The sequence below is a fragment of the Aminobacter aminovorans genome (assembly GCF_900445235.1).
Classification (GTDB): domain Bacteria; phylum Pseudomonadota; class Alphaproteobacteria; order Rhizobiales; family Rhizobiaceae; genus Aminobacter; species Aminobacter aminovorans.
In genome coordinates, this window is the sequence record NZ_UFSM01000002.1 from 260343 (window position 1) to 283405 (window position 23063).

Annotated in this window: 20 protein-coding genes and 1 pseudogene; 16 read left to right on the plus strand and 5 right to left on the minus strand. The window is 60.0% G+C overall.

From position 1 onward, the window contains the following. Positions 1-17 precede the first annotated feature (17 nt). Positions 18-1028, plus strand: a complete 1011-nt coding sequence (locus DY201_RS25785; RefSeq protein ID WP_165916007.1) for a zinc-dependent alcohol dehydrogenase family protein — start codon at positions 18-20, stop codon at positions 1026-1028. 114 nt (positions 1029-1142) lie between these two features. Next, positions 1143-1850 (plus strand): GntR family transcriptional regulator, encoded by a 708-nt coding sequence (locus DY201_RS25790; RefSeq protein WP_131922397.1) that lies wholly within the window; start codon positions 1143-1145, stop codon positions 1848-1850. Here DY201_RS25790 and DY201_RS25795 read toward each other — a convergent pair whose 3' ends face one another. Next, positions 1851-3098 carry an acetyl-CoA hydrolase/transferase family protein gene (locus DY201_RS25795; protein ID WP_115734175.1) on the minus strand — a complete coding sequence of 416 codons (1248 nt, stop codon included), beginning with the start codon at positions 3096-3098 and terminating at the stop codon, positions 1851-1853. Beyond that, positions 3095-4201: a 2-hydroxyacid dehydrogenase gene (locus DY201_RS25800; protein WP_165916006.1), complete on the minus strand. Its 1107-nt coding sequence runs from the start codon at positions 4199-4201 to the stop codon at positions 3095-3097. The genes DY201_RS25795 and DY201_RS25800 overlap by 4 nt, the downstream gene beginning before the upstream one ends. A gap of 64 nt (positions 4202-4265) precedes the next feature. On the opposite strand from DY201_RS25800, the gene DY201_RS25805 reads away from it, so the two are divergent. From DY201_RS25805 to DY201_RS25830, 6 genes are all read left to right on the plus strand, one after another. Then, positions 4266-5741, plus strand: a complete 1476-nt coding sequence (locus DY201_RS25805; RefSeq protein WP_165916005.1) for an aldehyde dehydrogenase family protein — start codon at positions 4266-4268, stop codon at positions 5739-5741. 58 nt (positions 5742-5799) lie between these two features. After that, the gene (locus tag DY201_RS25810; RefSeq protein ID WP_115734177.1) at positions 5800-6594 is read left to right on the plus strand and encodes an ABC transporter ATP-binding protein; all 795 of its coding nucleotides are present in this window, start codon (positions 5800-5802) and stop codon (positions 6592-6594) included. After that, on the plus strand, positions 6591-7421 hold the full coding sequence (locus DY201_RS25815; protein ID WP_115734178.1) for an ABC transporter permease: 831 nt from the start codon (positions 6591-6593) through the stop codon (positions 7419-7421). Before DY201_RS25810 ends, DY201_RS25815 begins: the two co-directional genes overlap by 4 nt. A gap of 104 nt (positions 7422-7525) precedes the next feature. Beyond that, complete coding sequence (locus DY201_RS25820; protein ID WP_115734319.1) at positions 7526-8617, plus strand: ABC transporter substrate-binding protein; 1092 nt, start codon at positions 7526-7528, stop codon at positions 8615-8617. Between the two features lie 60 nt (positions 8618-8677). Further along, positions 8678-9676: an MBL fold metallo-hydrolase gene (locus DY201_RS25825; RefSeq protein WP_115734179.1), complete on the plus strand. Its 999-nt coding sequence runs from the start codon at positions 8678-8680 to the stop codon at positions 9674-9676. 172 nt (positions 9677-9848) lie between these two features. Beyond that, on the plus strand, positions 9849-10553 hold the full coding sequence (locus DY201_RS25830) for a DUF421 domain-containing protein (RefSeq protein ID WP_115734180.1): 705 nt from the start codon (positions 9849-9851) through the stop codon (positions 10551-10553). 229 nt (positions 10554-10782) lie between these two features. On the opposite strand, the gene DY201_RS25835 is transcribed toward DY201_RS25830, so the two are convergent. Both DY201_RS25835 and DY201_RS25840 read right to left on the minus strand, forming a co-directional pair. Next, positions 10783-11265, minus strand: a complete 483-nt coding sequence (locus DY201_RS25835) for a hypothetical protein (RefSeq protein ID WP_115734181.1) — start codon at positions 11263-11265, stop codon at positions 10783-10785. Between the two features lie 104 nt (positions 11266-11369). Continuing rightward, complete coding sequence (locus tag DY201_RS25840; protein WP_115734182.1) at positions 11370-11774, minus strand: host attachment family protein; 405 nt, start codon at positions 11772-11774, stop codon at positions 11370-11372. Between the two features lie 438 nt (positions 11775-12212). Here DY201_RS25840 and DY201_RS25845 point away from each other — a divergent pair, with 438 nt between their 5' ends. Then, positions 12213-13859 carry an OmpA family protein gene (locus DY201_RS25845; protein ID WP_115734183.1) on the plus strand — a complete coding sequence of 549 codons (1647 nt, stop codon included), beginning with the start codon at positions 12213-12215 and terminating at the stop codon, positions 13857-13859. Between the two features lie 501 nt (positions 13860-14360). Further along, on the plus strand, positions 14361-15449 hold the full coding sequence (locus tag DY201_RS25855) for a sensor histidine kinase (protein WP_115734185.1): 1089 nt from the start codon (positions 14361-14363) through the stop codon (positions 15447-15449). 418 nt (positions 15450-15867) lie between these two features. Here the strand turns inward: DY201_RS25855 and DY201_RS25860 are convergent, their stop codons facing one another. Next, positions 15868-16881, minus strand: a complete 1014-nt coding sequence (locus tag DY201_RS25860) for a LacI family DNA-binding transcriptional regulator (protein WP_115734186.1) — start codon at positions 16879-16881, stop codon at positions 15868-15870. Positions 16882-17044: 163 nt separating this feature from the next. On the opposite strand from DY201_RS25860, the pseudogene DY201_RS25865 reads away from it, so the two are divergent. The 6 genes and pseudogenes from DY201_RS25865 to DY201_RS25890 all read left to right on the plus strand — a co-directional run. Beyond that, positions 17045-17893, plus strand: a pseudogene (locus DY201_RS25865) (2-hydroxyacid dehydrogenase); the annotation flags it as partial. 9 nt (positions 17894-17902) lie between these two features. Then, a complete protein-coding gene (locus DY201_RS25870; protein WP_115734320.1) occupies positions 17903-18934 on the plus strand; it encodes an L-idonate 5-dehydrogenase in 1032 nt (343 codons plus the stop codon). A gap of 87 nt (positions 18935-19021) precedes the next feature. Further along, positions 19022-19828, plus strand: a complete 807-nt coding sequence (locus DY201_RS25875; RefSeq protein WP_115734187.1) for an HpcH/HpaI aldolase family protein — start codon at positions 19022-19024, stop codon at positions 19826-19828. A 49-nt stretch (positions 19829-19877) separates the two neighbouring features. Next, positions 19878-20852: a tripartite tricarboxylate transporter substrate binding protein gene (locus DY201_RS25880; protein ID WP_115734188.1), complete on the plus strand. Its 975-nt coding sequence runs from the start codon at positions 19878-19880 to the stop codon at positions 20850-20852. Positions 20853-20885: 33 nt separating this feature from the next. Then, positions 20886-21377: a tripartite tricarboxylate transporter TctB family protein gene (locus DY201_RS25885; protein ID WP_165916004.1), complete on the plus strand. Its 492-nt coding sequence runs from the start codon at positions 20886-20888 to the stop codon at positions 21375-21377. A gap of 3 nt (positions 21378-21380) precedes the next feature. Continuing rightward, a complete protein-coding gene (locus DY201_RS25890; RefSeq protein ID WP_115734321.1) occupies positions 21381-22877 on the plus strand; it encodes a tripartite tricarboxylate transporter permease in 1497 nt (498 codons plus the stop codon). Positions 22878-23063: the final 186 nt, after the last annotated feature.

Below are 23063 nucleotides of genomic sequence, written 5' to 3' on the forward strand. Positions count from 1 at the left end.
GGTGTTGGAAGGACGGCATGAAAGCTTACAGGACGGACGGAAGCGGGCGGCCCGACGGGCTATCGGTCAGCGAGGTCGAGGCGCCAGAGCCTGGGCATGGTGAGATCACGGTACGGATCAAGGCGGTCTCGCTGAACTATCTCGACCTGAAGGTCATCGCCGGGTCGTTCCCTGGCGGGCGGACCGGACTTGTGCCGCTGTCGGACGCGGCAGGCGAGGTCATCGCCTCAGGGCCCGGCGTGACCTTGTTCCGTCCCGGGGATCGCGTTGTCTCGACCTTTTTTCCGCGTTGGCTGGCCGGTCCAATCACAGACGAAGCGCGAACGGCCATCCCTGGCTCGACAGTTGAGGGAGTGTTGCAGGAAATAGTTCGCTTTCGCGAAGAAGCCGTCGTGCCCGCGCCGGAACATCTGGATTGGGAGCAGGCCGCGACATTGCCTTGTGCGGCGCTGACAGGCTGGCAATTGCTGACTGGTCCGCGCCCCGTGCTGCCAGGCGAGATCGTTCTGGTGCAGGGAACAGGCGGTGTGTCGCTGTTTGCCTTGCAGTTTGCGCGTGCTGCCGGTGCACGCGTCATAGCCACCACCAGTTCGCCAGCCAAGGCCGAACGTCTGCTTGGCATGGGCGTCGAGGCCGTGGTCGACTACCGCCAGATCCCCGAGTGGAGCGACGAGATCCGCCGTCTCACCGGCGGGAAGGGGGCTGACCACGTGATCGAAATCGGCGAGGCCGGCACCCTGCAGCAATCCATTCGAACAGCGACAGTGGGCGCTCAAATCAATCTGATCGGGCGACCTGTCGGGGCTCCACCCGTTGATCCGGCGATCCTCATGGCGGCGATGGGTGTGACGTACCGGCGTATCGGTGTGGGCAGCCGTGCCGATTTCCTGGCCATGAACCGCGCGCTTTCCGCCTTGCAGCTCAAGCCCCCGATTGATCGCCGTTTTGGACCCGATGAGGTGTTCGAAGCGCTACGTTACTTCGCCGGGCGCGGGCAGTTCGGCAAGGTGGTCGTCGCCCTGAGTTGATCCAGCTTGTAGGCAGCACTGAAGGCGATTGCCTGGAAGATATTGAAGTCGGCGCCGGAAATGTTAGAACAAATGATCCCGTGAAGCGAGATCGCCTTGTCCAGACTTCCTCCCTTGCACCTCAAGATCAGTGACGAACTGCGTCGCCGCATAGCGCAGAGGTTCTATGGCGGCGAGGAGTTGCCTCCCGAGATCCAGCTGATGGATGAGTTCAACTGCAGCCGCCACACCATGCGCTCGGCCCTCCAGCATTTGGTGGTTGAGGGGCTGATCGAACGCCGTGCTGGATCGGGTACCCGCATCACTGACCGTGCGCGCGGCGGGGTCTGGGCATTGGGCAAGCTCGGCAACCTGATCGGGGAGTTTTCGCCCGACGATTATCTGACCTTGGTCGCGCAAACAGTGCCGGTGGCCGAACACCTGGAGGCCGCCGACGTCTTCGGTCTGCGACCCGAGGCGCGCCTGTTCTACATCATGCGTCTTCTTCTGGCGCAAGGCGTGCCGTATGCGCTTGCCGACGTTTTCACCCTCGTTGATCTGAGCCAGAAAATCCCCCAGGAGCTCCTGGGCGCGGAACCGCTGATTCATCTGGTCGAGAAGTACGGCCGGGTCCGCTCGGTTCGCGTGCGCCAAGTGGCTACGGCAGCCGCGGCGGGAACCATCGTGGCGCGTCAACTGGGCATGACGGTAGGGGATCCCGTCCTGATTCTGAACAGGACCTATTTCGATGCCGGAGGCGAAGCGATCCTGCATACCAGCGTAAGCGCGCGGCCTGACCGATACAGGCAGGAAGTCGACTTTCTGCACGAGAGCCCCCTCTGATCAACCCGGCAACTCGGCCGCTGCACGTTCCAGATTCTCGCGGTCTTCGGGATGGGCGATGGCCACCATCCCGCGCGCGCGCCCACGTACGGACAGGCCGCGAAGGGCCGCGCTGCCCCACTCGGTGACCACGAAGTCGGCCTCGGCCCGAGGCACGGTCACCACGCTCGAGGACAGCTTCGGCACGATCCGCGCTCGCCCCTTCGGCGTGCGACTTGGCAAGCAGATCAGTGACCGCCCTCCTTCAGCGGCCATGGCGCCGCGGACGAAATCGACTTGTCCGCCGATGGTACCAAGATAGCGGGTCCCGGCGATCTCCGAGCCCACCTGGCCTGTAAGATCCACCTCGATAGCCGAATTCACGGCGACCAGGTTCTCCAATCCTGCCAGCGTGACCAATGAATGGGTATAGTGCACCGGCTCGACCAGCAGGTCGCGGTTGCCGTCAGCGAAACGGTAGAGCGCGGCGCTGCCGGCCAGCCCGCCGGTCACGGTCAGCCCCGTGTCGCGCGATTTGCGCGAATTATCGATCACGCCATCGCGGATCAGCGGCAGGACGGCGTCACCTATGACGCCCGAATGCAGGCCCAGATGGCGGTGGCTCGACAGTGCAGTCAGGATTGCAGAAGGCACAGTGCCAATTCCTATCTGCAGCGTGTCCCCGTCGCGGATCAGCTCCGCGGCATGTGTTGCGATGCTGTGGTCTATCACGCCCGGAGTGGCCTGTGGCACTTCGATCAATGGTCGATCACAATACAGGAGATGATCGAAGCGCGACAGATCTGGAGGGTGGCGGGTGAGGGTGCGGGGAGCGGCGGCATTTACCTCTGCCACGGCCAGCCGGGCGCGAGGAAGGGCATAGCGCGAAAAAGACTGGACGGCTCCAGGGGAAGCGACGCCTGAGCCGCCCCCAGGGCCGAGTTGCATAAGCACGACCGATACAGGAATCGCACCCCGGATCAGAAGGTCCGGCAACTGCGAGAGGTTCACGGGGTGCACCTGCATTCTCCCCGCGGCGCATAGGTCGCGATTGGAACCGACCGCGCCCAAGCCATGGATGCGCAGGCGAGGGTCGGCATCAGGGCCGACCAGGCGCGCATAGCTGCCTGCCAGAAAGACAGCCAGACCGCCCAAATCAGGTAGGGCCCCCAGTGCTTCGCGGATCAGGTCGATGGGCTCGGCTGCGCCTTGCGACCACATCAGCATGTCAGAGGGTTGCAGAAGGTGAGCAAAAGCTGGCCTGATCATGCGAGCACCCGCGCGTGGCGGGGTGGCAGGCCGGCTCGGCTATCCACCAGATTGTCGCAAATTGCAGAAAGCTCGTGCAGCACGACCTGCCGCGATCCGCCGGCGACATGCGGCGTCAGAATGGCATCCGGCAGAGACAGGAGGGGGTCGTCCGGGGCGATCGGTTCCGCGGCGTGGACGTCCAGAGCAGCTCCCGCCAAACGGCCCGAACGGAGTGCATCGGCCAGTGCGCGGCTATCGACCAGCGCGCCTCGGGCCGTGTTGATCAGAATCGCACCTGGCTTCATGGTCGAGAGCTCGCGCTGGCCGATAAGCGGCCCGGTCAACCCCGCGGGCGGGACGTGAAGTGTGACGATGTCGGCCTCCCTGAGCAGGGCCGGCAACGCCATCCAGCGCCAGCCGGAAGACTCAGTCTCGGCGCGAACACCGTTTTGGGCAGTCCAGACCACCGACATGCCGAAGGCCGAGGCTCGACGGGCAACGCGCAGGCCGATTTCACCCAAGCCCACCACGCCAAGCGTCAGTCCGGACAAGGCCTGGATGCCGCCAACGGCTGGCCAGTTATAGCTGACGTAGCCTGGGGCACCGCTTGCCTCACGGAAGTTCCGTAACCCTGCCTGCATCGCGGGTAGTCGTCGCGCAGCAGCGAGTATCAGCATCATCGTGTGATCCGCCACGTGGTCCAGACTGCGCCGCGGCAAAAGGGAGACCTCTATTCCGCGTGCATGGCACGCTGGAATGTCCAGACCTTTTCGCCTTTCACCCAACCTTTGCACAAGGCTGACATTGGGCGATCTGTCCAACATTGCAGCGTTGACCTCGCCCCGCCGCGAAATCAGGACCTGAGCGTCGGCCAAGCCTTCGTTCGCATGGCGGACAACTAGGCGGCAAACTGCACGAAGCGGCGCGAATACGGCCTCCAGCACTACGTTTCCAGGATCTTCCGGCAAGAAAAACGCCCTTGCCCGCGACTGGCAGTCCGGTTTGTCCCACTGGATCAGATCGGACATGAGACGCAGCACATGGTCGTCGTCGGTCAATGACAGGGACAGGCAAGGCAGGACTGACATTTTTCTCTTTCCAAGTTGCAAATGTTCGGACATTATAGTAGCGATCCTCGGCGACACAACACCCGATCCGTCAGGATCTCCAATCTTGGGAGAGAACATGAAAATCGCCGCTGCCCGGCCTCATTCCGGCCATCCGCAATTCCAGCTGTTCATCGGCAACAAGTCGCGGGCCGCCGCCGAAGGCTCGGTCTTCGAAAGGCGCAATCCCTTTGACGGCTCGATCGCTGCCGCTTTTGCCAACGGTACTGCTGAAGATGCCGAGGCCGCTATCCACGCCGCTCGCCAGGCATTCGACCGTGGAATCTGGTCGAAGGTCCCGGCCCGGCAGCGCCATGACGTGCTGCGCCGTGCTGCAGACTTGATCCGTAGCCGCGTCGAGGACTTCGTCTCTCGTATGGTGCTGGAATCAGGCAAGCCCATCATCTTGGCCCGAGGTGAGGCCGCCGCCGCCGCTCGCACCTTCGAATACTACGCTGGTCTCGCGCTTTCGGACGAAGGCAGCGCCATCGCCGGCCGCGTGCCCCACGCTATGGGCTTGATCCTGCCGGAACCTGTGGGCGTCTGTGCTTTCATCACTCCTTGGAATTTCCCCATGCTCAATCCGGCATGCAAGATCGCGCCAGCATTGGCAGCGGGATGCACTGTCGTGATCAAGCCTTCGCATCTGTGCCCTGGACCTGTTGCTGTGATGGCCGAGGTGTTGGCCGAGGCGGGGCTGCCCGAGGGCGTATTCAACCTGGTCACCTCGGACATCGAGCGTGGGGGAGTCGTCGGGCAGGCGCTTGCAGGGTCTCCTCTGGTGGACAAGGTCGCTTTTACGGGGTCGACGGCGACCGGAAGGGCGGTAATGCGGGCGGCGGCGGGCAACAACAAGCATGTCGCACTCGAACTGGGTGGCAAGTCGGCCAACATCGTCTTTGCCGATGCGCCATTCGAGGCCGCCGTGGCGACCGCCATCAGTGCGTTCTGCTTCAACAGCGGCCAGCAGTGTTCGGCTGGCAGCCGACTTCTTGTACAAAAATCGATCCAGGACCGCTTCCTCGAAGCGCTGGTCGCCGCCGCCGGCAGGCAGGTACTGGGCGATCCGTTGCAAAACGACACGACGATGGGGCCGCTCGTGAACGACGAGCAGTTCGATCGGGTCTCCGGCTATGTTGAGTTGGGCGACAGCGAGGGCACGCGCATCCATGGTGGCCCGACCGGTAGCGGCCTGTTCGTCGCGCCGACGATCTTTGCCGGCGTCTCGAACAAGGCGCGGATTGCACAGGAGGAGATCTTTGGTCCAGTCCTGTCGGTCATCGCATTTGAAGACGAGGCCGAGGCCGTCGCGCTCGCCAATGACAGCGACTATGGTCTGGCCGGCGGGGTGTGGAGCCGCTCGATCGACACCGCGCTGCGCGTTGCGCGTGAAGTCAGGACGGGCAAGATGTTTGTGAATTGCTATAATTCGGCGGGCATCGACGACATGCCGCATGGTGGAGTGAAGGACAGCGGCATCGGTCGGGAATTCGGTCGCCAGGGATTGGAGGAATACCAGTCCGTCAAAACTGTTCAGATCCGCTTGGACAACTAGATGTGCCGCGCCACCGGAGGAGAGGTGGCGCAGTTGGCAGGCATTGGGAGGAGGGACGATGATCCCGATTGTACAATTCGAAGACGTCTCCAAGGTCTTCTTCAAGGGCGCAACACCCATCCAGGCATTGGGGCGAATGAGCCTTACCGTACGCACGGGTGAACTCCTTGCCGTCGTCGGCCCATCGGGATGCGGCAAGTCTACCCTGCTGAACATGGCTGCAGGCTTGATGAAGCCGGGAACAGGCTCGATCCGCTACAAGGGGCAGGCCGTCATGGGAGCCAATACGCAGGTGGCGTATGTCACGCAGAAAGACAACCTTTTGCCTTGGCGTACGGTCGAACAGAACGTCCGGCTGCCATTGGAGATGGGCGCACACCGCCTGCTGCCGGAGACGGAAAAGCGTGCCCGCGTCGCTCGTTACATACAGATGGTTGGTCTCGCAGGCTTCGAGCATCACTACCCGAAAGAACTGTCTGGTGGGATGCGCAAGCGAGCACAGATGGCGCGCTCGCTTGTCTACGAGCCCGACACACTGCTGATGGACGAGCCATTCGGTGCGCTGGATGCCCAATTGAAGCTGGCGCTGCAGGCCGAATTGCTGAAGACCTGGGAAGGGTCGGGCAAGACGTTAATCTTCGTTACGCATGATCTCACAGAGGCGATTTCGCTGGCCGACCGGGTGGTCGTCATGTCGGGGCGCCCGGGTCGGATCACGGCGATCGCTGACATTCGCCTGCCGCGCCCGCGAGACGTGTTCCACATCCGGTTCCAACCGGAGTTCGGCGTCTATTTCGAAGAGCTTTGGGCCGCCCTGAAGCAGGATGCGCCCGCAGGGGAGGACAGGAAGTGACTACACTGGCCGAGAAGGACAGCCCCGCGCTGCGCCCCGTCGAGGGTGTGCTCGAAGACCCGGCAATCGCGGCCCGTCGGCGGGAGAACCGACTGGTGCTGATGCTGCAGCTTGCCCTCGCCGTCGGCATACTGGGATTGTGGGAAATAGGCAGTGGGTGGTGGTTCTCCGATTTCTGGGTGTCGAGCCCCTCGCAGATAGTTCAGGCTCTGTGGGCCATGACCATTGATGGGCGGATGGTCGCAGCACTCGGCGCTACGGTTACCGTTGCCCTGTCAGGCTTTGCCCTGGGCGCGGCCTTCGGCGTGGCTCTCGGCATCCTTCTTGGGTTGAACCCTGTCGTGGCTCGGGTGCTGGACCCTTATCTGGTCGGCCTCTACTCGTTGCCCAGGGTGGCCTTGGTACCATTGTTCGTGCTGTGGCTCGGTATCGGCTTCGAGATGAAGGTAGCCTTCACGGCACTCCTGGTCTTCTTCCCGATATTCATGAACACGCTGTCGGGTGTCCGCTCGGTTGATGCCGACCTGATCGACGTGATCAAGGTCATGGGCGCATCTCGCTGGAATGCGGTGGCAAAGGTATTCGTCCCTTCGGCACTGTCATGGGTCTTTGCGGGGCTGCGCATATCCGCGCCATTCGCGCTGATCGGCGCGGTGGTCGCGGAAATGTTCTCGTCGAACCGCGGCCTTGGCTACCTGATTTCGGTGAGTGCAAGTCAGTTTGACACGGCAGGGCTGTTCGCAGCGCTCGTGGTGACGACGCTGCTTGGCTTGCTGCTGGACGCTGTCGTCGTCGTGATCGGGCGCCACCTGTTGCGCTGGCAGTAAGATCCAAACCTGACAGGGAATGCCGCCGGCCGGTGCAGGGGTACCGGTCGAAGGACGGGTGACAACCAAAAGAGCGGGCATAGCCCGATACAAGGGAGGAGAACATGAAACCATTGTCGACATCGATCTCGCGCCGCCACCTTCTGGGCGCGGTGGGAGCAGGGGGGCTGGCTGCCGCATTGATGCCTCTGTTTGGGGGCCCTGCGCGATCGGCAGGGAATGGCCATCTGCGCGTGATCCATGCCTCGCCCGCGACGCTGGTACTTTGGTCAGTGACCTATCTTGCCGAAGACATGGGCTTTTACACTGATGAGGGTCTGACAATAGAGCGCATCCCTCTGAATGGTGGGCCAGTCGCGATGACCGCGCTTGTGGCCGGCGAGGGCGACCTGCAGGTCGCGACCCCGGGCGAGGCTCTATCGGCCGTAGGCCGCGGGCAGGACATTCGTATTCTGGAGAGCTATACCGCAACCGACGCCTATAGCCTGTGTGTGAGCAAGGCCTTCGCCGAGGCCAGAGGCGTGACAGCCAACAGCCCCCTTGCAGATCGCACGGCAGCAGTTGCGGCGCTTAAAGGCGGGAAGCTTGGCATCACTGCTCCTGGCAGTGCGACCGACCTGATCGTGCGGATGTCGCTACGGCAGGCGGGCCTCGATCCGGATGTGGATGCCCAGCTCGTGCCAATGGGCAGCATCGTCAACGTTGTCTCCGGCATCGCCAATGGTGCAATCGACGGCGGTGCGCTGCTGGCCCCTTTCACCGAGCAGACGACGCAACAGTTTGGCGCTGTGCCTCTGTTGGAAGTGGCAGTCGGCGACATTCCGGCTGCCGCACGACTGCAGGGTCAGGCACTGCATGCGAGAGGAGAGGATGTCGAGGCGCGCGCCGCCGATTTCGCCGCCTTTGTCAGGGCCGATCTACGTGCACTGAAGATGATCCAGGAGAATCCTGACGCAGCTCGCGATAAACTTCGTGCGACACGTTTTTCGAAAATTGATGAGGCGATCTGGCCTGCTGTGTGGGCCGCCCAGTTGTCCACTTTCCGTACCCCCCGCGTCTCCGAGGACGGCCTGCGAGCCTGGCTTGAAACTGGCAGTATTGGCGGCAATCCCAATCCGGAAACCTTCCCTTACAGTCAGATGCTGGCCATGCAGTTCGTCGAGAGAGGGCTTCAGGGGCTGAACTGGAAAATCTAACCCACACTTCGGGCGCCGCCTGTCGGCTGGCGCCCGATTTCCAACCGAACGGACCACGCCATGAACGCTGCCACCGGAAATTACGAGCTTCCCTTCGAGATCGATGGAAAGGCCGGACTCACTGTAGGTGAGTATCGCGTGGACATCGTCTCGGATGGGTCACTGTCGCTTGGTGATCCAGCGCGATTGTTTTTGGGTCAAGGCGAAACGACGATACGTTCCACCCTGCGCGAAGCGTTGCTGAGCGACACCTCCGTTACGATGGATCAGAATATCGCAATCCTGCGGACACATAACAGGATCGTCTTGGTTGACGCCGGTACCGGCGGCGCACCGGGCTTCGGCATGGGAAGCGGACGTCTGCCGTCGCAACTGGTGCGGGCCGGGGTACGTCCCGAGGACGTAACGGACGTGCTGATCACGCATGGCCATTCCGATCACCTTTGGGGACTGACCGACCTCGATGGACAGGTTCGTTTCCCAAACGCCATTGTGCACATTAGCGAAATCGACCATCGCTTCTTCACCGCTACAGCCAATGACGGGCATCCGATCGTAGGGTCGCAAATGGAAGGCTGTCGAGCCAGGTTTGCCGCGGTGGGCGACCGGTTAAACCTGCTGCAAGATGGACAAGAGGTTCTGCCCGGGATCGTAGCCGTTGCTGCACCTGGGCACACACCCGGCCACATGATGTATCGCTTGCAGTCGGGCAAACAGACCCTCCTGCTTTCGGGGGATCTGGCACATCATCATGTGATGTTTCTGCGGAATCCGGACATCCGACTCGCGTTTGATGCCGACCAGGGCCAGATGGTGGAGACCCGCAAACGGCATTTCGACATGCTCGCAACGGATCGTATCCCCTTTCTTTCATACCATTTTCCGTTCCCCGGATTGGGTTTCCTCACAAGGGAGGGGCACGGTTTTGAATGGATCCAACTATCGAGAGACAGCTTCTCGCACTTACCAGCAACAAAAAAAGTCAAGGGGAATCGCTTGGGAGAAACGCACATCAGCGCCGATCCGGTCGAGACGAAGGCTGGACGCTCGTTGGAATGACCGCTGGAGTGATTTTGGTGCTCGGACTAGAATACCTCGCTAGCTAGTCAACGTGAGAGTTGCGTTGAACGCAAGCTGCTGACGCGGCATTTGCAGTATCGATTTTTTCAATGTTGCCCCTGGATGCGAATCCAGTCTTTGCGATCCGCAAGGGGTCCCTGGAGGGGATTGCATGAACGAACCCGTCATTGCATTCGATGTGGGGCGGATGCTTTTGGGCGATGAGCCGCCTCTGTTCCTGTTGGAAATAGCTTTCCGAACAGTCGTAATTTACCTCTACACGCTGATCCTGATCCGATGGATTGGAAGTAGATCGATCGCACAGCTGTCGCTCGTAGAATTCCTTTTGGTGATTGCGCTGGGCTCTGCCGTCGGGGATGCAATGTTTTATCCCGATGTGCCGCTGGTCCACGGTCTCGTTGTGATAACCTTGGTCGTGCTGCTCGACAAAGGGCTGGCATATGTTGTGGCACGAAACCCGGTACTGGAAGACGTTATCGAGGGAAAAAGCGTCGAGGTTGTGCGAGATGGAGTTATCGCTCACCGCGTGCTTCAAGCCCTGAATCTTGGACATGACGAGCTTTTTGAGCAGTTGCGATTGAAGGATGTCGCGCATCTGGGACAAGTGCGCGGCGCATACTTGGAAACGAATGGCGCGATTTCAGTGTTCAAGTTCGAAACTGACGCCAATCGGCCAGGGCTTTCCATCGAACCTCCCTGGGACGTAAGCGAACCCCGGAAGATACATGTTGGCAACACGTCGCCTCAAAAAGTCCGGCTGGCGTGCGCTCTATGCGCGACCGTGACTGAAATCTCTGCCGACCAGGTCATTAGGCAGTGTCCCAATTGTAGCGGCCGCGTCTGGCACAAAGTCTAATGACAGCCGCTGCTGACATTAGGCGGCGCGCGATACAGCGCGCGCTGCCGCCTTGCGGCACGGATATGCCAATGCGCGGCATTTCTTCGCTGCAATTCGGACGCTAGCGGGGTCGCGGATCTCATCTGCGATTTTTGCTACGAGCTAACATAAAACTCGGCGCCCGGGGCGGATGGATTCAGATTCATCCGCCGCTAGCTTAACGTCAGAACCTCACCGATGAAAAACACTAGGGACGGCTGAGGTTAATATCGCTGATTACAATGCTTTTGCCTGTCGCAGGGTCCTCATCAATTGTCGTCAGACGCATGCCATTGGCTCCAACCTTTTCTAGCCTCAACTGAGCCGCCCGGTCGCCATTGACTTCTTTCGCCCATTGAATGCCAAGAACCAAGGCGTTGCCTGAACGATTGCCACTGAGGCCGGCAGGGCCGGTGCTCGATCCAGTGTATGTGCCCGTATAGGTCTTACCATTGGCCTTGACGTCGGCGCCGATCGCTCGCGAGAAGACCACGTAACCTGTACATTTGCCATCAAGTGACAACGAGCTCTGAGTAGCGTCGGACGCAAATTTGCAGTTGATCTTGATGGGCTGGGAATCAGCATCTACTTTGACCGTGCCCTTGCCAACCCAGCTGCCAACGAGCGATTTCAAAAAGGCGCCGTCGGCGGCATGCGCGAGCCCCGCGATGCATAGCGTTGCTGCGGCCAATAGCGGGTTTTGTCATGATTGAATCTTTCAGGTTAGCGTGCGCGATACTTCAACCAGCGCAGGCGTGAGGATATGCGGGGTATTTTAGGTGGCCCGTTTGCGCATCAGGCGCCGGCCACTGCTTTCTCTATCTCCTGGGCCGAATGGCCCGTGAGATCCTTGGCGATTTCGCCAACAAGCACTGCCATCAGTTTCTGATGATAATGCTTGCGCAGTTCCCCAAGCGTCCTAGGAGCGGCGATGACGATCAGATTGTAAATTTGTCCGTCAAGCACCTGTCGGTTGAGCAGTTCGGCAGTTCCGGCTGCGAAACTGTCTTCGTCAATTTGACTGTCGTCTGGATTGGCGGAGCTGCTCTGATGACGGCCCCCGGACCCTTTGTTACTGTTGGTAACGTCTTCAACCGCCGAAGCCGTGAGTTTTGGATTGGCTTCGTCTCCTGAGTTGCGAAACAAGTTGAGCCTCTCGCCGTCAGCAACTGCAACGATGGCGCCTTTGGGAATAATCATGGGAATCTCCGAAATTGCGCCAATCGTCGGATACCTACTTCGATAGATAGCGTGCTGACGTGGGTCTCAACGTCTGAAGTCACCGATGGATGCCTTGGGAAGAACCTTTTCATCGAGGCCGGCCCATCATCGCCACGCCGAGCGGACGTAAGCTCCGGATAACATGCCAGAATCCTTGTGGGCCTCCGGCCGTGCTGCGCTTTAGGTGGCGCCGCAATCTTCCTCGAAATCGGTCAAAGCACGGCGCCTTCTACGGTTTCTTAGGAGGAGGCATCGCCACCCGACCGCTGCGCCTTCCGCGCGGCAGCTGCAGCAGTGTTCGGTGTTACGGCGTTGAAAAAGAGTAATTCGATAGGAATGCCTAATCGGTCCAGCGGAACCAACGCGTCTGAGAGATGTTAGGACACGGACGGGACCTATTTTTGCTGGAGATTGATAATGAAATTCCACCCCAGGATTCTGGCGGGGACTGCAATCAGCTTGCTGATGGCCTCTTCGCAATCGGGTGCGATGTCGATTGGCAACGAATTGGCAGCCTCGCCGAACGCGACGAGAACACTGGAGATGCTCGTTCAAGCCGATTGCCAAGAGGGCGAGACGGCGGAAGCGTGTGCATTGCGCCTGCGGCCAGGGGCTCCAGCTGACCAGGTGCCCGACCCGGTGCCAGAGACAACCCCGGCGCCTGAAGCGCCCGCAACGCCGTCGCCGGAAGCTCCGGCGTCTGATCAGCCCGCGCCTGAGGCGCCTGCAGTCGAACCCGCGCCGGTCCCATCTGATCAGCTACCGGCCGAGCAGCCTACCACTGAGCAACCAGCTCCAGAGGGCCCTGCGGCGGTCCCCGCGCCGGCTCCGTCGGATCAGCCACCAGCGGAGCAGCCTGCCGCTGAGCCACCAGCTCCGGAGGCTCCGGCCAGCGAACCTGCACAGCCGATTACGGGAGATCAAGCTCCGCAATCGGGCGAAAAGCCGGCTGATCCAAATGCAGCACCGCTCCTTGACAGCCAAAAGGAAGCCCCGGCGGCAGAGGGCGGTGGCCAACCGGGCCAGGCTGGGGATAAGGCAGCTCAGCCGGCCTCACCTGTCGATCCGGCTCCGCCGCCCGCATCCGACGCGGCCGCCACCGAAGCCGCACAGCCGGCGGAAATCCAACCAGTCACGCTCGAAAAGGGCACCCGCCTCGAGCAAGCGCCCGACCAAGATATGCGCCGCCGCGAACGGCCGGAAGGCGTCGATGTCGTGCGTGAGATTGGCGACCGCATTATCATCCAGATCAACAATCAGGTGATCGTCGAGAGCAACGACCGGCCGCGTATGAGCCGGGGCGCGCGCGAGGTTTACTATGAGGACCTGCCGCGCGGAAGGACACGCGAAACGATCGTGCGCGAGAACGGGACGCAGATTGTTACTATCCGCAACCAATATGGCGATGTCATTCGCCGCTCCCGGATCACCCCAGATGGCCGCGAATACGTGCTTGTTTACGTCGACGAGCTCAATTACGATCGGGTCGGGGACTGGCGCGATCCGGGTCTTGACTTGGGACCGATCCACCTGACCATTCCAGCCAACGAATACATCCTGGTGGCAGCGAACGTCCAGGAAGCGGATGACTACTATGAGTTCCTTGAAAAACCACCGGTAGAGCGACTGCAAAGGCTTTATTCGATCGACGAGGTCAAGCGCTCTGCTCGTGTCCGTGACATTGCCCGCCGCGTCGATCTGGACACCCTGACGTTCGAGTTTGGTTCCGCGGAAATCCCTAAGAGCGAGGTCGTCAAGCTGGAAGGTGTGGCGAAGGCGATGGAAAGGCTGCTTGAGAAGAATCCGGCGGAAACCTTCCTGATCGAAGGCCACACCGATGCCGTGGGTTCCGACCTCGATAACCTGGCCCTATCAGACAGGCGTGCGGAAGCGGTCGCCGAAGCGCTCACAAACAGCTTCGCAATTCCCCCGGAGAACTTGGCGCCACAGGGGTATGGGGAGCAGTATCTCAAGGTGAACACCGAGGAAGCCAACCAACAAAATCGGCGCGTTGCTGTCCGTCGCATCACGCCGCTGGTGGCGCCTGTGGCAACGGCTAAATAAGTGCAGACCCGCGGCTTCACAACGGCCGCGGGTTCCTTCGTTGGCGGGACGTTTCAAATCCAGCTCCCCCGCTGCGCGCTCAAGAAAACGACTGAAAAGGAACTTCCCAACGGTGGCCTATACGCTCATTTGGTACGGCAAACAGGGCATTGTCGAGAAAGTGCGTTTCGACGCCGAGAAGGCCGCACGGGACCATGCACTGGCGGCCTTCTCGGCTAGAAAGCAGGAGGGTATCGTAGCGGTGGAGGTGCGGAAGGACGCAGGAACGGTTGTATTCAGCCAAGCTCGCACTAACTAAATCGTTCGGCCAATGGACGATTGTTCTGCTATGCGACGGAAAAGTCGAACTGAATTACGACGCGAACGTCTGCATTTCACTCCTGTCGCTCCGCGACACCAGGCCTCTTATCCTGACCGGGGGCCTTGCCGCTTGCTTTGGCAATAGCGGGAGTACCGTATCGCTGGTATTGATGTCGCCCATTTCCAGAACAGGCGCCGCAGATGACATCTGATGCAGATAAAGCCGAGGCTGTCGAGCAACTGCTCGATACAGCTGACCTTGCCACTGCGCTGGAAAGCGAACAGTTCAAAAAATTTCTCGATCAGGTGCCGATTGCCATAGCGGTCTCGGACCTGAAGGCGAAGGAGCGCGTTGTCTATGCCAATCCCGAATTTGAAAAACTCTCGGGCCTGACGGCGGCCGGCCTCACCCGGCAAAACTGGGCCGCACTTTCCGGCGTCGGCCTCCACCAGCAAAAGGACCGGCCACTGGCCGAGGCCGTGATCGAGGAAGCCGATTTCGTCGGCACCTTCCTGATGGAGCGCGACGAGGACAAGCAGGCGCTTGTCGACGTCTATTCCAATCTTATCGAGGACGACAACGGCAAGATCTGCTTTCGGCTGGTGGCGCTTGTCGATGTGTCGGCTCATGGCGAGACTGAGGATCAGCGCACGATCGACGAGCGCATGCGCGAAAAGGACACGCTGTTGCGCGAGTTGCAGCATCGTGTGAAGAACAATTTGCAGATGATCACCGCGCTGATCCGTCTGGAAACCCGAAATGCCACCGAGCCGGATCAGAAGCGTTTCGAAAGACTGGCAGGCCGCGTTGACGCCCTCGCGATCCTCTACCAGACGCTGTCTGCTGACGATCAGAAGGATGAGGTCGATCTCGGCGTCTATCTCAGCCAGATCGCATCAGCGGTGATGACCTCGCATGCGGTCGAGGGTATCCGCCTCGACATGAAGGTGGATACATATCCAGTTTCAATCAACGTCGCCATGCCGACAGGGCTGGTGGTAAACGAGCTGCTGACCAATTCGCTCAAACATGCCTTCCGCGGGCGTGACGGTGGCACAATAACCCTCCACAGCATCGTCAACGGCGATGGTTGCAGGGTCGTTGTTGAGGACGACGGGATCGGGCTGCCTGAAGGGGAGAGCTGGCCCAAGCGCGGTAAGCTGGGGGCGCTGATTGCGCACTCGCTGACTGAGAACGCCAAGGCGGAATTCGACGTCAGCTCAAGTCCCACCGAGGGAACCAGTGTAGCCATAGTTTTCAAACGGTCCGCTGCTGCCGCGCCAAATTGACGCTACGGCAATGCTGTATCAGCGAATCTATACAATGGGTTGATGCAAGACATTGCTGTGTCATCCCAGTCAGTCCTGATCTGAATTTGGACGTTCCGCCCCTTCAAGTTCGACGTGCGGGCATCTTCCGCCTCAGCAGCGTCGACATTCGCCGGCCCATGGCTGTTCCCTATCTCGACGGCATCTAAGGGAGGTCGCGAACACTCAGCAGGGGCCGCGTGGCATCAGTGCCGTCAGCGCTGGCGAGGCCAAGCTGAAGATTGCCGAGGCGACTGGCTGGCTCGACTCGACTGCAATTTCATGGCCTTCAAATTGACAGCGTCCAAGCTGCTCGGCGACACAAACGTCTCCAAAGCACCAGAGCGTCGCCGCTCTTGCGGAACTGGCAACTTCGCAAAAATCAACTCACGCTGGCGTGCTACCGACTGCTTTGACGCACGATCAGTTCCGGTATTATGAGAATATGGTTTAGCTGCTCGGCGCCGTCCAAGATGCTAAGTATCAATGATCCGGCGCGGTGGCCGATCTCTCTGGCTCGAGCGTCGATCGTTGTAAGCGTTGGGACGCATATGTCCGCAATTTCATAGTTTCCGAATCCGCCTATCGCAACTCGATCTGGCACAGGCAGCTCGCGTCGCTGGCACTCAGTCAGTGCTCCGAAGGCGGACAAGTCAGATACGCAGATCACGGCTTCGGTGTCAGGGAGATCCTGCAAAAGCGTGGCCATCGCGATCGCACCCTCACGCATGGAGATCGGCGGCACTCCGGCGGCGATAAGGCGTGTGGAATCGAGCCCGTGCTCCTTCATGGCCGATACGAAACCCCGACGGCGGTCACTGCCGCGCGTGTCGCGGCTGGCATCGCCGCCAAGAAATGCGATGCGTTGATATCCAGCTCGCACGAAATGATCGACCATCCCGCGCACCGCATTGGCGTTCGAGAAGCCTACGTAGTGTCCGATGGGTTCAGCAGGTGCGTCCCAGGTTTCGATAACAGGGATCTGAGCGTTCTCCAGCAACCTGCGGGCGCGCGCCGTGTGTTTGCCTCCGGTGACTACGATCGCTTGAGGCTTTCGGCGCAAGAGTTGCTCGATAAGCCGCTCCTCGTTTTCTATATCGTAGTTGGTATAGCCGAGCAGAATCTGCATGCCGGCGCCGCCGAGCACGTCCGACAGACCGGCTACCGTATCGGCGAAGTTGGCATTGTTAATCGACGGAATAGTGACAGCGACAAAGCCGGTACGCTGCGAGCGGAGATTGGAGGCAGTCGAGTCAAAAACGTACCCCACATCCTCCGCAGTCTTGAGAATAGCCTCGCGGGTTTCTTTGCGAATGAGGCTGTCGCCCTTGAACGCGCGCGAAACCGTCATCGGCGAAACGCCGGTGATGCGCGCAATGTCGGCCATTGTCGGTGGCTTGCGGTTTGGCTTCATCAGCGCAGTCAATTTCCGGTCAATGCCGATATTGATGTTAGGTAACTAGATCGAGTGCAGGCTTGTAATGCAATATCGTCGACTGCTTGCCCATCCGATACATCGTGGAATCACAGCACGAACTCGTTGGCCAGTGTGACATGGTGATGGACTCGCCCCTCGAAACAAGGATGCCTTCCTCACGCAGGTGGGGCCATCCATCCGGGCGATCGCTACTCGAGGAGAACTTGGCGCTAGCCGCGCGCTGATGGAGCGCTGTCCAAATCTGGAGATCGTCTCGGTTTACGGTGTCGGGTATGACGCGGTCGATGTCGACTTCTGTAGGGCGCGCGGCATCCGCGTGACGAACACACCCGACGTGCTGACCAACGACGTCGCAGACCTTGGCGTCGCTATGATGCTCTGCCAATCGCGGGGCGTGATTGGGGCTGAGGCATGGGTGCGTGACGGAAGCTGGGCGTCGAAGGGGCTCTACCCCCTAAAGCGCCGCGTCTGGGGTCGGCGCGCCGGTATTCTCGGGCTGGGACGTATTGGCTTTGAGGTAGCAAAGCGGCTTGAAGGCTTCGGCATGGACATCGCCTATAGCGGCTCGAAGCCGAAGACATACGCCGAGGGCATGGAGTTCGTCGCTGACCCAGTGGCGCTTGCAGACCGGTCCGATTTCCTCTTCGTGACGCTCGCAGCCACACCCGCGACGAGACACATTGTCGGCCGCGAGGTCATCAGAGCGCTCGGGCCCGATGGAATGCTGATTAACATCTCGCGTGCGTCAAATATTGACGAGGAGGCGCTACTTGATGCGCTGGAAAGTGGCGCGCTTGGTTCGGCAGCGCTGGATGTATTTGAGGGAGAGCCGAAGCTTGATCCCCGCTTCCTGGCTTTGAGCAATGTCCTACTCCAACCACACCATGCGTCGGGCACGATCGAGACGCGCAAGGCGATGGGGCAACTCCTGCGCGACAATCTCCTCGCCCATTTTGCCGGCATGCCGCTGCCGACTGCTGTCGTTTGAGGCATGATGATGAAAGCGATCGTTGCCCATGCTTCGCGGGATCTGCGGATCGAGGAACGTCCGGACGAGCAACCCGGCGAAGGCGAAGTGAAGCTTCGGCTAGCTGTCGGGGGAATCTGCGGCAGTGACCTCCATTACTACAATCATGGTGGCTTCGGTTCTGTCAGATTGAGGCAGCCGATGGTGCTTGGCCATGAGGTTTCGGCTTATGTGGAAGCACTCGGTCCTCACGTCGAAGCCCTGGAGGTCGGCCAACTCGTTGCAGTGTCCCCATCGCGGCCTTGCCGGTCATGCCGTTACTGCCAGAAAGGCCAGCACAACCAGTGCCTCAATATGCGATTTTATGGCAGCGCAATGCCTGTTCCGCATGTCCAGGGTGCATTTTGCGAGTGGTTGGTCGCGGATGCGACCCAATGCGTGCCCGCTGACGGGCTAACCGCGGCCGAGGCCGCGATGGCGGAGCCACTCGCGGTCGCATTACACGCCATGAGCAGGGTGGGGGACTTGCTCGGCAAGCGAGTGCTTGTGACAGGGTGTGGGCCCATTGGCGTGCTCGCGATCATTGCGGCACGGAGGGCAGGCGCAGCCGAGATCGTGGCGACTGATCTCTCTGAAAGTTCACTATCGACTGCGCGGTCCTGCGGTGCTGACACGGCAATCAACATCAAGGACGAGCCAGATGGTCTGGCGTCCTACGGCCTCAACAAAGGTAGTTTCGACGTGCTCTACGAATGCTCGGGCGCTGCAGCCGCCTTGGCAAGTGGGATAGCGGCCCTGCGTCCGCGCGGGATTGTTGTGCAGCTTGGCCTTGGCGGCGACATGTCGCTGCCGATGATGGCGATCGTCTCTAAGGAAATCGAGCTTCGCGGCTCGTTCCGCTTCCACGACGAGTTCGCGGTGGGTGTCGAACTGATGCGCAAGCGGCTCGTCGACGTTAGGCCGCTGATCACACACACTTTGGAGCTCGACAAAGCCGTCGAAGCCTTTGAGCTGGCATCGGACCGAACCCGCGCGATGAAGGTACAGATCGCATTTTCGTGAAACGATATGGCTTTTCGACGGCGGACGCTTGCGAGCCAACCAAGACGGTAACGCTAGCGAACAACTTACAGGCACCTGGAGAATATCATGACAGCCGGACAGAATGTTTCCCTGAGAACCAAGATCCGTGAGCAACAGCCCATCATCTCGGCGATGATGCGGTTTCCCGACCCTGGGATCGCGGAGCTTCTGGCGGTGTTGGGTTTTGATGTGATCGTCATCGACAACGAACACATGCCTTTCAATGATGAGACCATTGCCAACATTGCGCGCGCCTGCGCAGCGCATGGCGTGGCGTGCATGATCCGTCCGACCGATCACAATCCTCGCCAGATCGGGCGATACCTCGACATGGGATTGGTCGGTATTCTCGCCGCACATGTAGACACGGCCGAACAAGCACGGAGCATTGTCAGCGCGGTGAAATATCCGCCCTTCGGTAAGCGGGGCATGATGCCGTTAAGCCGAGCGGCGACATTCGGCATGGGCGCGCCGACCGGCGAATATGCGGCCCGTGCGAACGACGAGACGCTCGTCATCTGCATGTGCGAGTCTCGCACCGGTGTAGAGAATATTGACGGTATCCTCGCCGTCGAAGGTGTAGACGGTGTCGCCGTCGGGCCGTCGGATATCGCCAATTCTTATGGCATGCCGGGAAAGTCTATGGACCCGAAGATCGTTGAGATCATCAGCACTCTGGAGGGCAAGATCTTTGCGTCAGGCAAACTCGCATCGGCACTGCCCAAGAACCACGACGAGGCTGTCAGAGCCGTTGAGAATGGCTACGGTTGGATAAACGCCGCTTCGGACCTGAGCCTGATCGTGGAATCGGCCAAGCGGCTCTCGCCGCGTGATCTGGGGAAGCTGAAACTCGGAAAATGGGGTGGGCAATAACTGCGCGTCAGACACGCAACTGGTCAGTAAACAAGGGAGGAACGAGGATATGAACATTTTCAAGACACTCGGTAGCGGGCTCGTCATTCTGGCAGGGTTTCTCGCGGCAACGGCTGCAAGTGCCCAGTCGAGCTTCCCGAGCAAGCCAATCCAACTTGTCGTGCCAGCTAAACCTGGCGGCGATACCGACCTCAATTCGAGACTGCTTGCCAAGCACATCGGCAAACACTTGAGCCAGCCGTTGGTCGTTGTGAATACCGATGGCGGCGGCGGAAACATGGCTGCGCAGAAGGTCGCCGCATCACCAGCTGACGGTCACGCGATCTTGATGCTGAACACTGTCTTGTTCACCGGCCGGGCAGTCGGGACACTGCAGCTCGGACTTGACGATTTCGAGGTCATAGGTATCCCGAGCTATTCTGACACACTGCTGTGGGTGACACGCAAGGATGCGCCGTTCAAGACGCTGCCGGAACTCAGCAAGGCTGTCCTTGCGGCGCCCGATACCGTGAAATACGCCGCGACCGTAGGGGCTCCTTCGCACCTGCAGGCAATCGCTTATGAAGAGGCGATAGGTGGGGATCTCAAGAAGATCGATACGGGCTCGGGCTCGGACAAAATCGTCGCGGTTCTCTCGGGCCAGGTTGACGTGCTGACGACCAACTATTCGCTAGTGAAGGATTACATCACCACCGGCGAGATGGTGGTTCTCGGCAATCTCGGCCGCGAACGCAGCCCCTTCATCCCAGATGTACCCACCTTTGCCGAAGGCGGCGTAAAGCTCGGTCCGGATTTCAACATGTTTTACGTTCTGCTCGCCCCCAAGGGGACGCCGCGGGACGTGATCGCCGCGCTGAGCGACGCGCTGAAACAGACGGTCGAAGACCCGGAGGTGAAGAAGGAGTTCGAGAAATCCTACTTTACGGTCGACTATCGCGACAGCGCAGCGGCCAAGGCTTATCTTCAGGAGCGCGAGCCGGAGTTCATGGCGATGAAAGATCTCATCGCTGCCGATAAGTTCTGAACCGCCCCGAAATTCGTTAGCATGGGCAATCCAATGAAGTGGAATGACATTATCTCGGCGCTCGTGCTGATCGTCGTGTCCATTGTTGTGTTCTTTGCCTCCGACCGTTTGGAGGCAAAGACGCGGATGGACATCGGTCCCGACTTCATGCCGAAACTGGTGGCGGCCTTGACCTTTCTGCTTAGCTCGCTGCTCCTGGCACAGGCTGTGCAGCGTAACATGGCACTACGCGCACATCAGATGCCAGACGTCGGCCGTGGGCCGGTGCGGCAGGGCGACCTGATTGAGCGCTATGCCGACTGGATCAGCCTCTTACTGATCCTCGCCTACACGATCGTATTCGAGCCGCTTGGCTTCGTATTGTCGACCACCATCTTCCTGTTTCTGCAGTTCATCGTCATGTCACGCTCCGGCGAGCGCCGATACATCCGTTTCGCGCTCGTGGCCGGCGTCGTCTCGACAGCCTCGTATTACGTCTTCCTGCGGCTGTTTTACGTGTTCCTGCCGGCTGGGCTGTTGGGGTGAATGATGTCTGACGTTATCTGGACGGGCTTTGCCTCGGTACTCACATTCCAGGCACTTGCGCTCAACTTGTTCGGGGTCGTTGTGGGGATCGTTTTCGGCGTCATTCCTGGTCTTTCGGCTGCGACCGCCATCGCGCTGTTCCTGCCCATCACCTTCGGTATGGAGCCTGTGATTGCCATCGCGCTGATGATGGGCCTCTATATTGGCGCATCCTCGGGTGGCTTCATTGCTGCTATCCTGCTCAACATACCTGGAAAGCCGTCGGCAGTCGCGACGACTTTTGATGGCTATCCTATGGCCAGAGACGGGGAAGCTGGTCGCGCGCTCGGCGCCTCGGTCGTATTTTCTTTCATCGGCGGTCTGATCAGTATGTTCGCAATGCTGTTCATCGCACCTCCGCTTTCCGACTTGGCCATGAAGTTTGGGCCGATCGAGTATTTTGCAGCCACCTTCGCAGCACTTATGCTGCTTGGCAGCCTGACCGGTGACTCTTTGATCAAAGGGCTGCTCGCGGGCTTGATCGGGCTTATGCTGGCACTAGTTGGCTCGGCGCCGATAGACTACACGCCACGCTTCGACTTCGGATTTTACCAGCTTTCCGAAGGCTTTCCGCAACTCGCGGTGCTCATCGGCATGTTCGCAATAACCGAAGTGGTGAAGGCCGCGCGCCGCGATCCTGCCGAGGAGGCCGCACGTCCGCTGAACTTTCACATGCGTGGATTCGGCATCAGCCTGAAGGAAACTATCCAGCAGATGCCGAACGCAATACGATCCTCGGTGATCGGGATCTTTATCGGCATCCTGCCCGCTCTCGGCGGCACTGCGGCGAGCCTCGTAGCTTACACTGCGGCCAAAAACGCTTCCAAGGAAAAGGAGAAGTTCGGCAAGGGGTCTATGCATGGCCTTGTTGCATCTGAGACAGCCAATAATGCCGTAATCGGGGGCGATATGATTCCGCTGCTCACATTGGGCATACCAGGCGATGTGGTGACGGCGCTCCTACTTGGCGCGCTGACGTTACACGGCCTGACGCCAGGACCACTTTTGCTCAAGACGCATGGCGACCTGCTGTACGCAATCTTTGCAGCGCTCATGATCGCCAACGTCATGATGGTAATCGTGCAGTTCTTCGGCATCAGGATATTTGTAAGGCTGCTGTCGGTGAAAAAATACTACCTGTTCCCCGTCATTGTTGCGATGTGCGCTGTCGGTGCCTATTCAGCCAACAATGTAGCTTTCGACGTGGTGATCTTCGGCGCGTTCGGCGTCATCGGATGGGTCCTGTCCAAGGCCGGTTTTCCGTTCGCCCCGGTAATTGTCGGCTTCATTCTAGGTCCGCTGCTGGAGATCAATCTTCGTCGCGGATTGATGTTGACTGGAGGCGACTTCCTTGCCTTCTTCCAAAGTCCGATAGCGCTCGTATTCTTCATCACTGCGGCGCTGCTGGTCGGGGCAACAGTGCAAAACCGGCGTAAGCTCGCGATCCGTACGGTCGCATAGCGCGGCTAGTTTGCGATTCGGAGTGCTGGCGGAACGGGTCGCCGCGGGAGGTAGCGCCGTCGAACGAAAATGGCGTCAGGGCCGCAAGGCGTCCAGCCATTTCGTATCCGCTCCAAACTGCAATTCAGCACGTGCCGTTGGACTTGCTCCTGCAGGACGCGGACTGCCCGGCTACTAAGCCCATCC

Excerpts from the sequence above, each read along its gene's own strand:
- DY201_RS25870 (WP_115734320.1), top strand. The coding sequence starts at position 17,903 with ATGAAAGCGATCGTTGCCCATGCTTCGCGGGATCTGCGGATCGAGGAA.
- DY201_RS25875 (WP_115734187.1), top strand. The coding sequence starts at position 19,022 with ATGACAGCCGGACAGAATGTTTCCCTGAGAACCAAGATCCGTGAGCAA.
- DY201_RS25890 (WP_115734321.1), top strand. The coding sequence starts at position 21,381 with ATGTCTGACGTTATCTGGACGGGCTTTGCCTCGGTACTCACATTCCAG.
- DY201_RS25795 (WP_115734175.1), bottom strand. The coding sequence starts at position 3,098 with ATGATCAGGCCAGCTTTTGCTCACCTTCTGCAACCCTCTGACATGCTG.
- DY201_RS25830 (WP_115734180.1), top strand. The coding sequence starts at position 9,849 with ATGAACGAACCCGTCATTGCATTCGATGTGGGGCGGATGCTTTTGGGC.
- DY201_RS25845 (WP_115734183.1), top strand. The coding sequence starts at position 12,213 with ATGAAATTCCACCCCAGGATTCTGGCGGGGACTGCAATCAGCTTGCTG.
- DY201_RS25820 (WP_115734319.1), top strand. The coding sequence starts at position 7,526 with ATGAAACCATTGTCGACATCGATCTCGCGCCGCCACCTTCTGGGCGCG.
- DY201_RS25825 (WP_115734179.1), top strand. The coding sequence starts at position 8,678 with ATGAACGCTGCCACCGGAAATTACGAGCTTCCCTTCGAGATCGATGGA.
- DY201_RS25800 (WP_165916006.1), bottom strand. The coding sequence starts at position 4,201 with ATGTCCGAACATTTGCAACTTGGAAAGAGAAAAATGTCAGTCCTGCCT.
- DY201_RS25840 (WP_115734182.1), bottom strand. The coding sequence starts at position 11,774 with ATGATTATTCCCAAAGGCGCCATCGTTGCAGTTGCTGACGGCGAGAGG.
- DY201_RS25785 (WP_165916007.1), top strand. The coding sequence starts at position 18 with ATGAAAGCTTACAGGACGGACGGAAGCGGGCGGCCCGACGGGCTATCG.
- DY201_RS25860 (WP_115734186.1), bottom strand. The coding sequence starts at position 16,881 with ATGAAGCCAAACCGCAAGCCACCGACAATGGCCGACATTGCGCGCATC.
- DY201_RS25805 (WP_165916005.1), top strand. The coding sequence starts at position 4,266 with ATGAAAATCGCCGCTGCCCGGCCTCATTCCGGCCATCCGCAATTCCAG.
- DY201_RS25855 (WP_115734185.1), top strand. The coding sequence starts at position 14,361 with ATGACATCTGATGCAGATAAAGCCGAGGCTGTCGAGCAACTGCTCGAT.
- DY201_RS25810 (WP_115734177.1), top strand. The coding sequence starts at position 5,800 with ATGATCCCGATTGTACAATTCGAAGACGTCTCCAAGGTCTTCTTCAAG.
- DY201_RS25885 (WP_165916004.1), top strand. The coding sequence starts at position 20,886 with ATGAAGTGGAATGACATTATCTCGGCGCTCGTGCTGATCGTCGTGTCC.
- DY201_RS25880 (WP_115734188.1), top strand. The coding sequence starts at position 19,878 with ATGAACATTTTCAAGACACTCGGTAGCGGGCTCGTCATTCTGGCAGGG.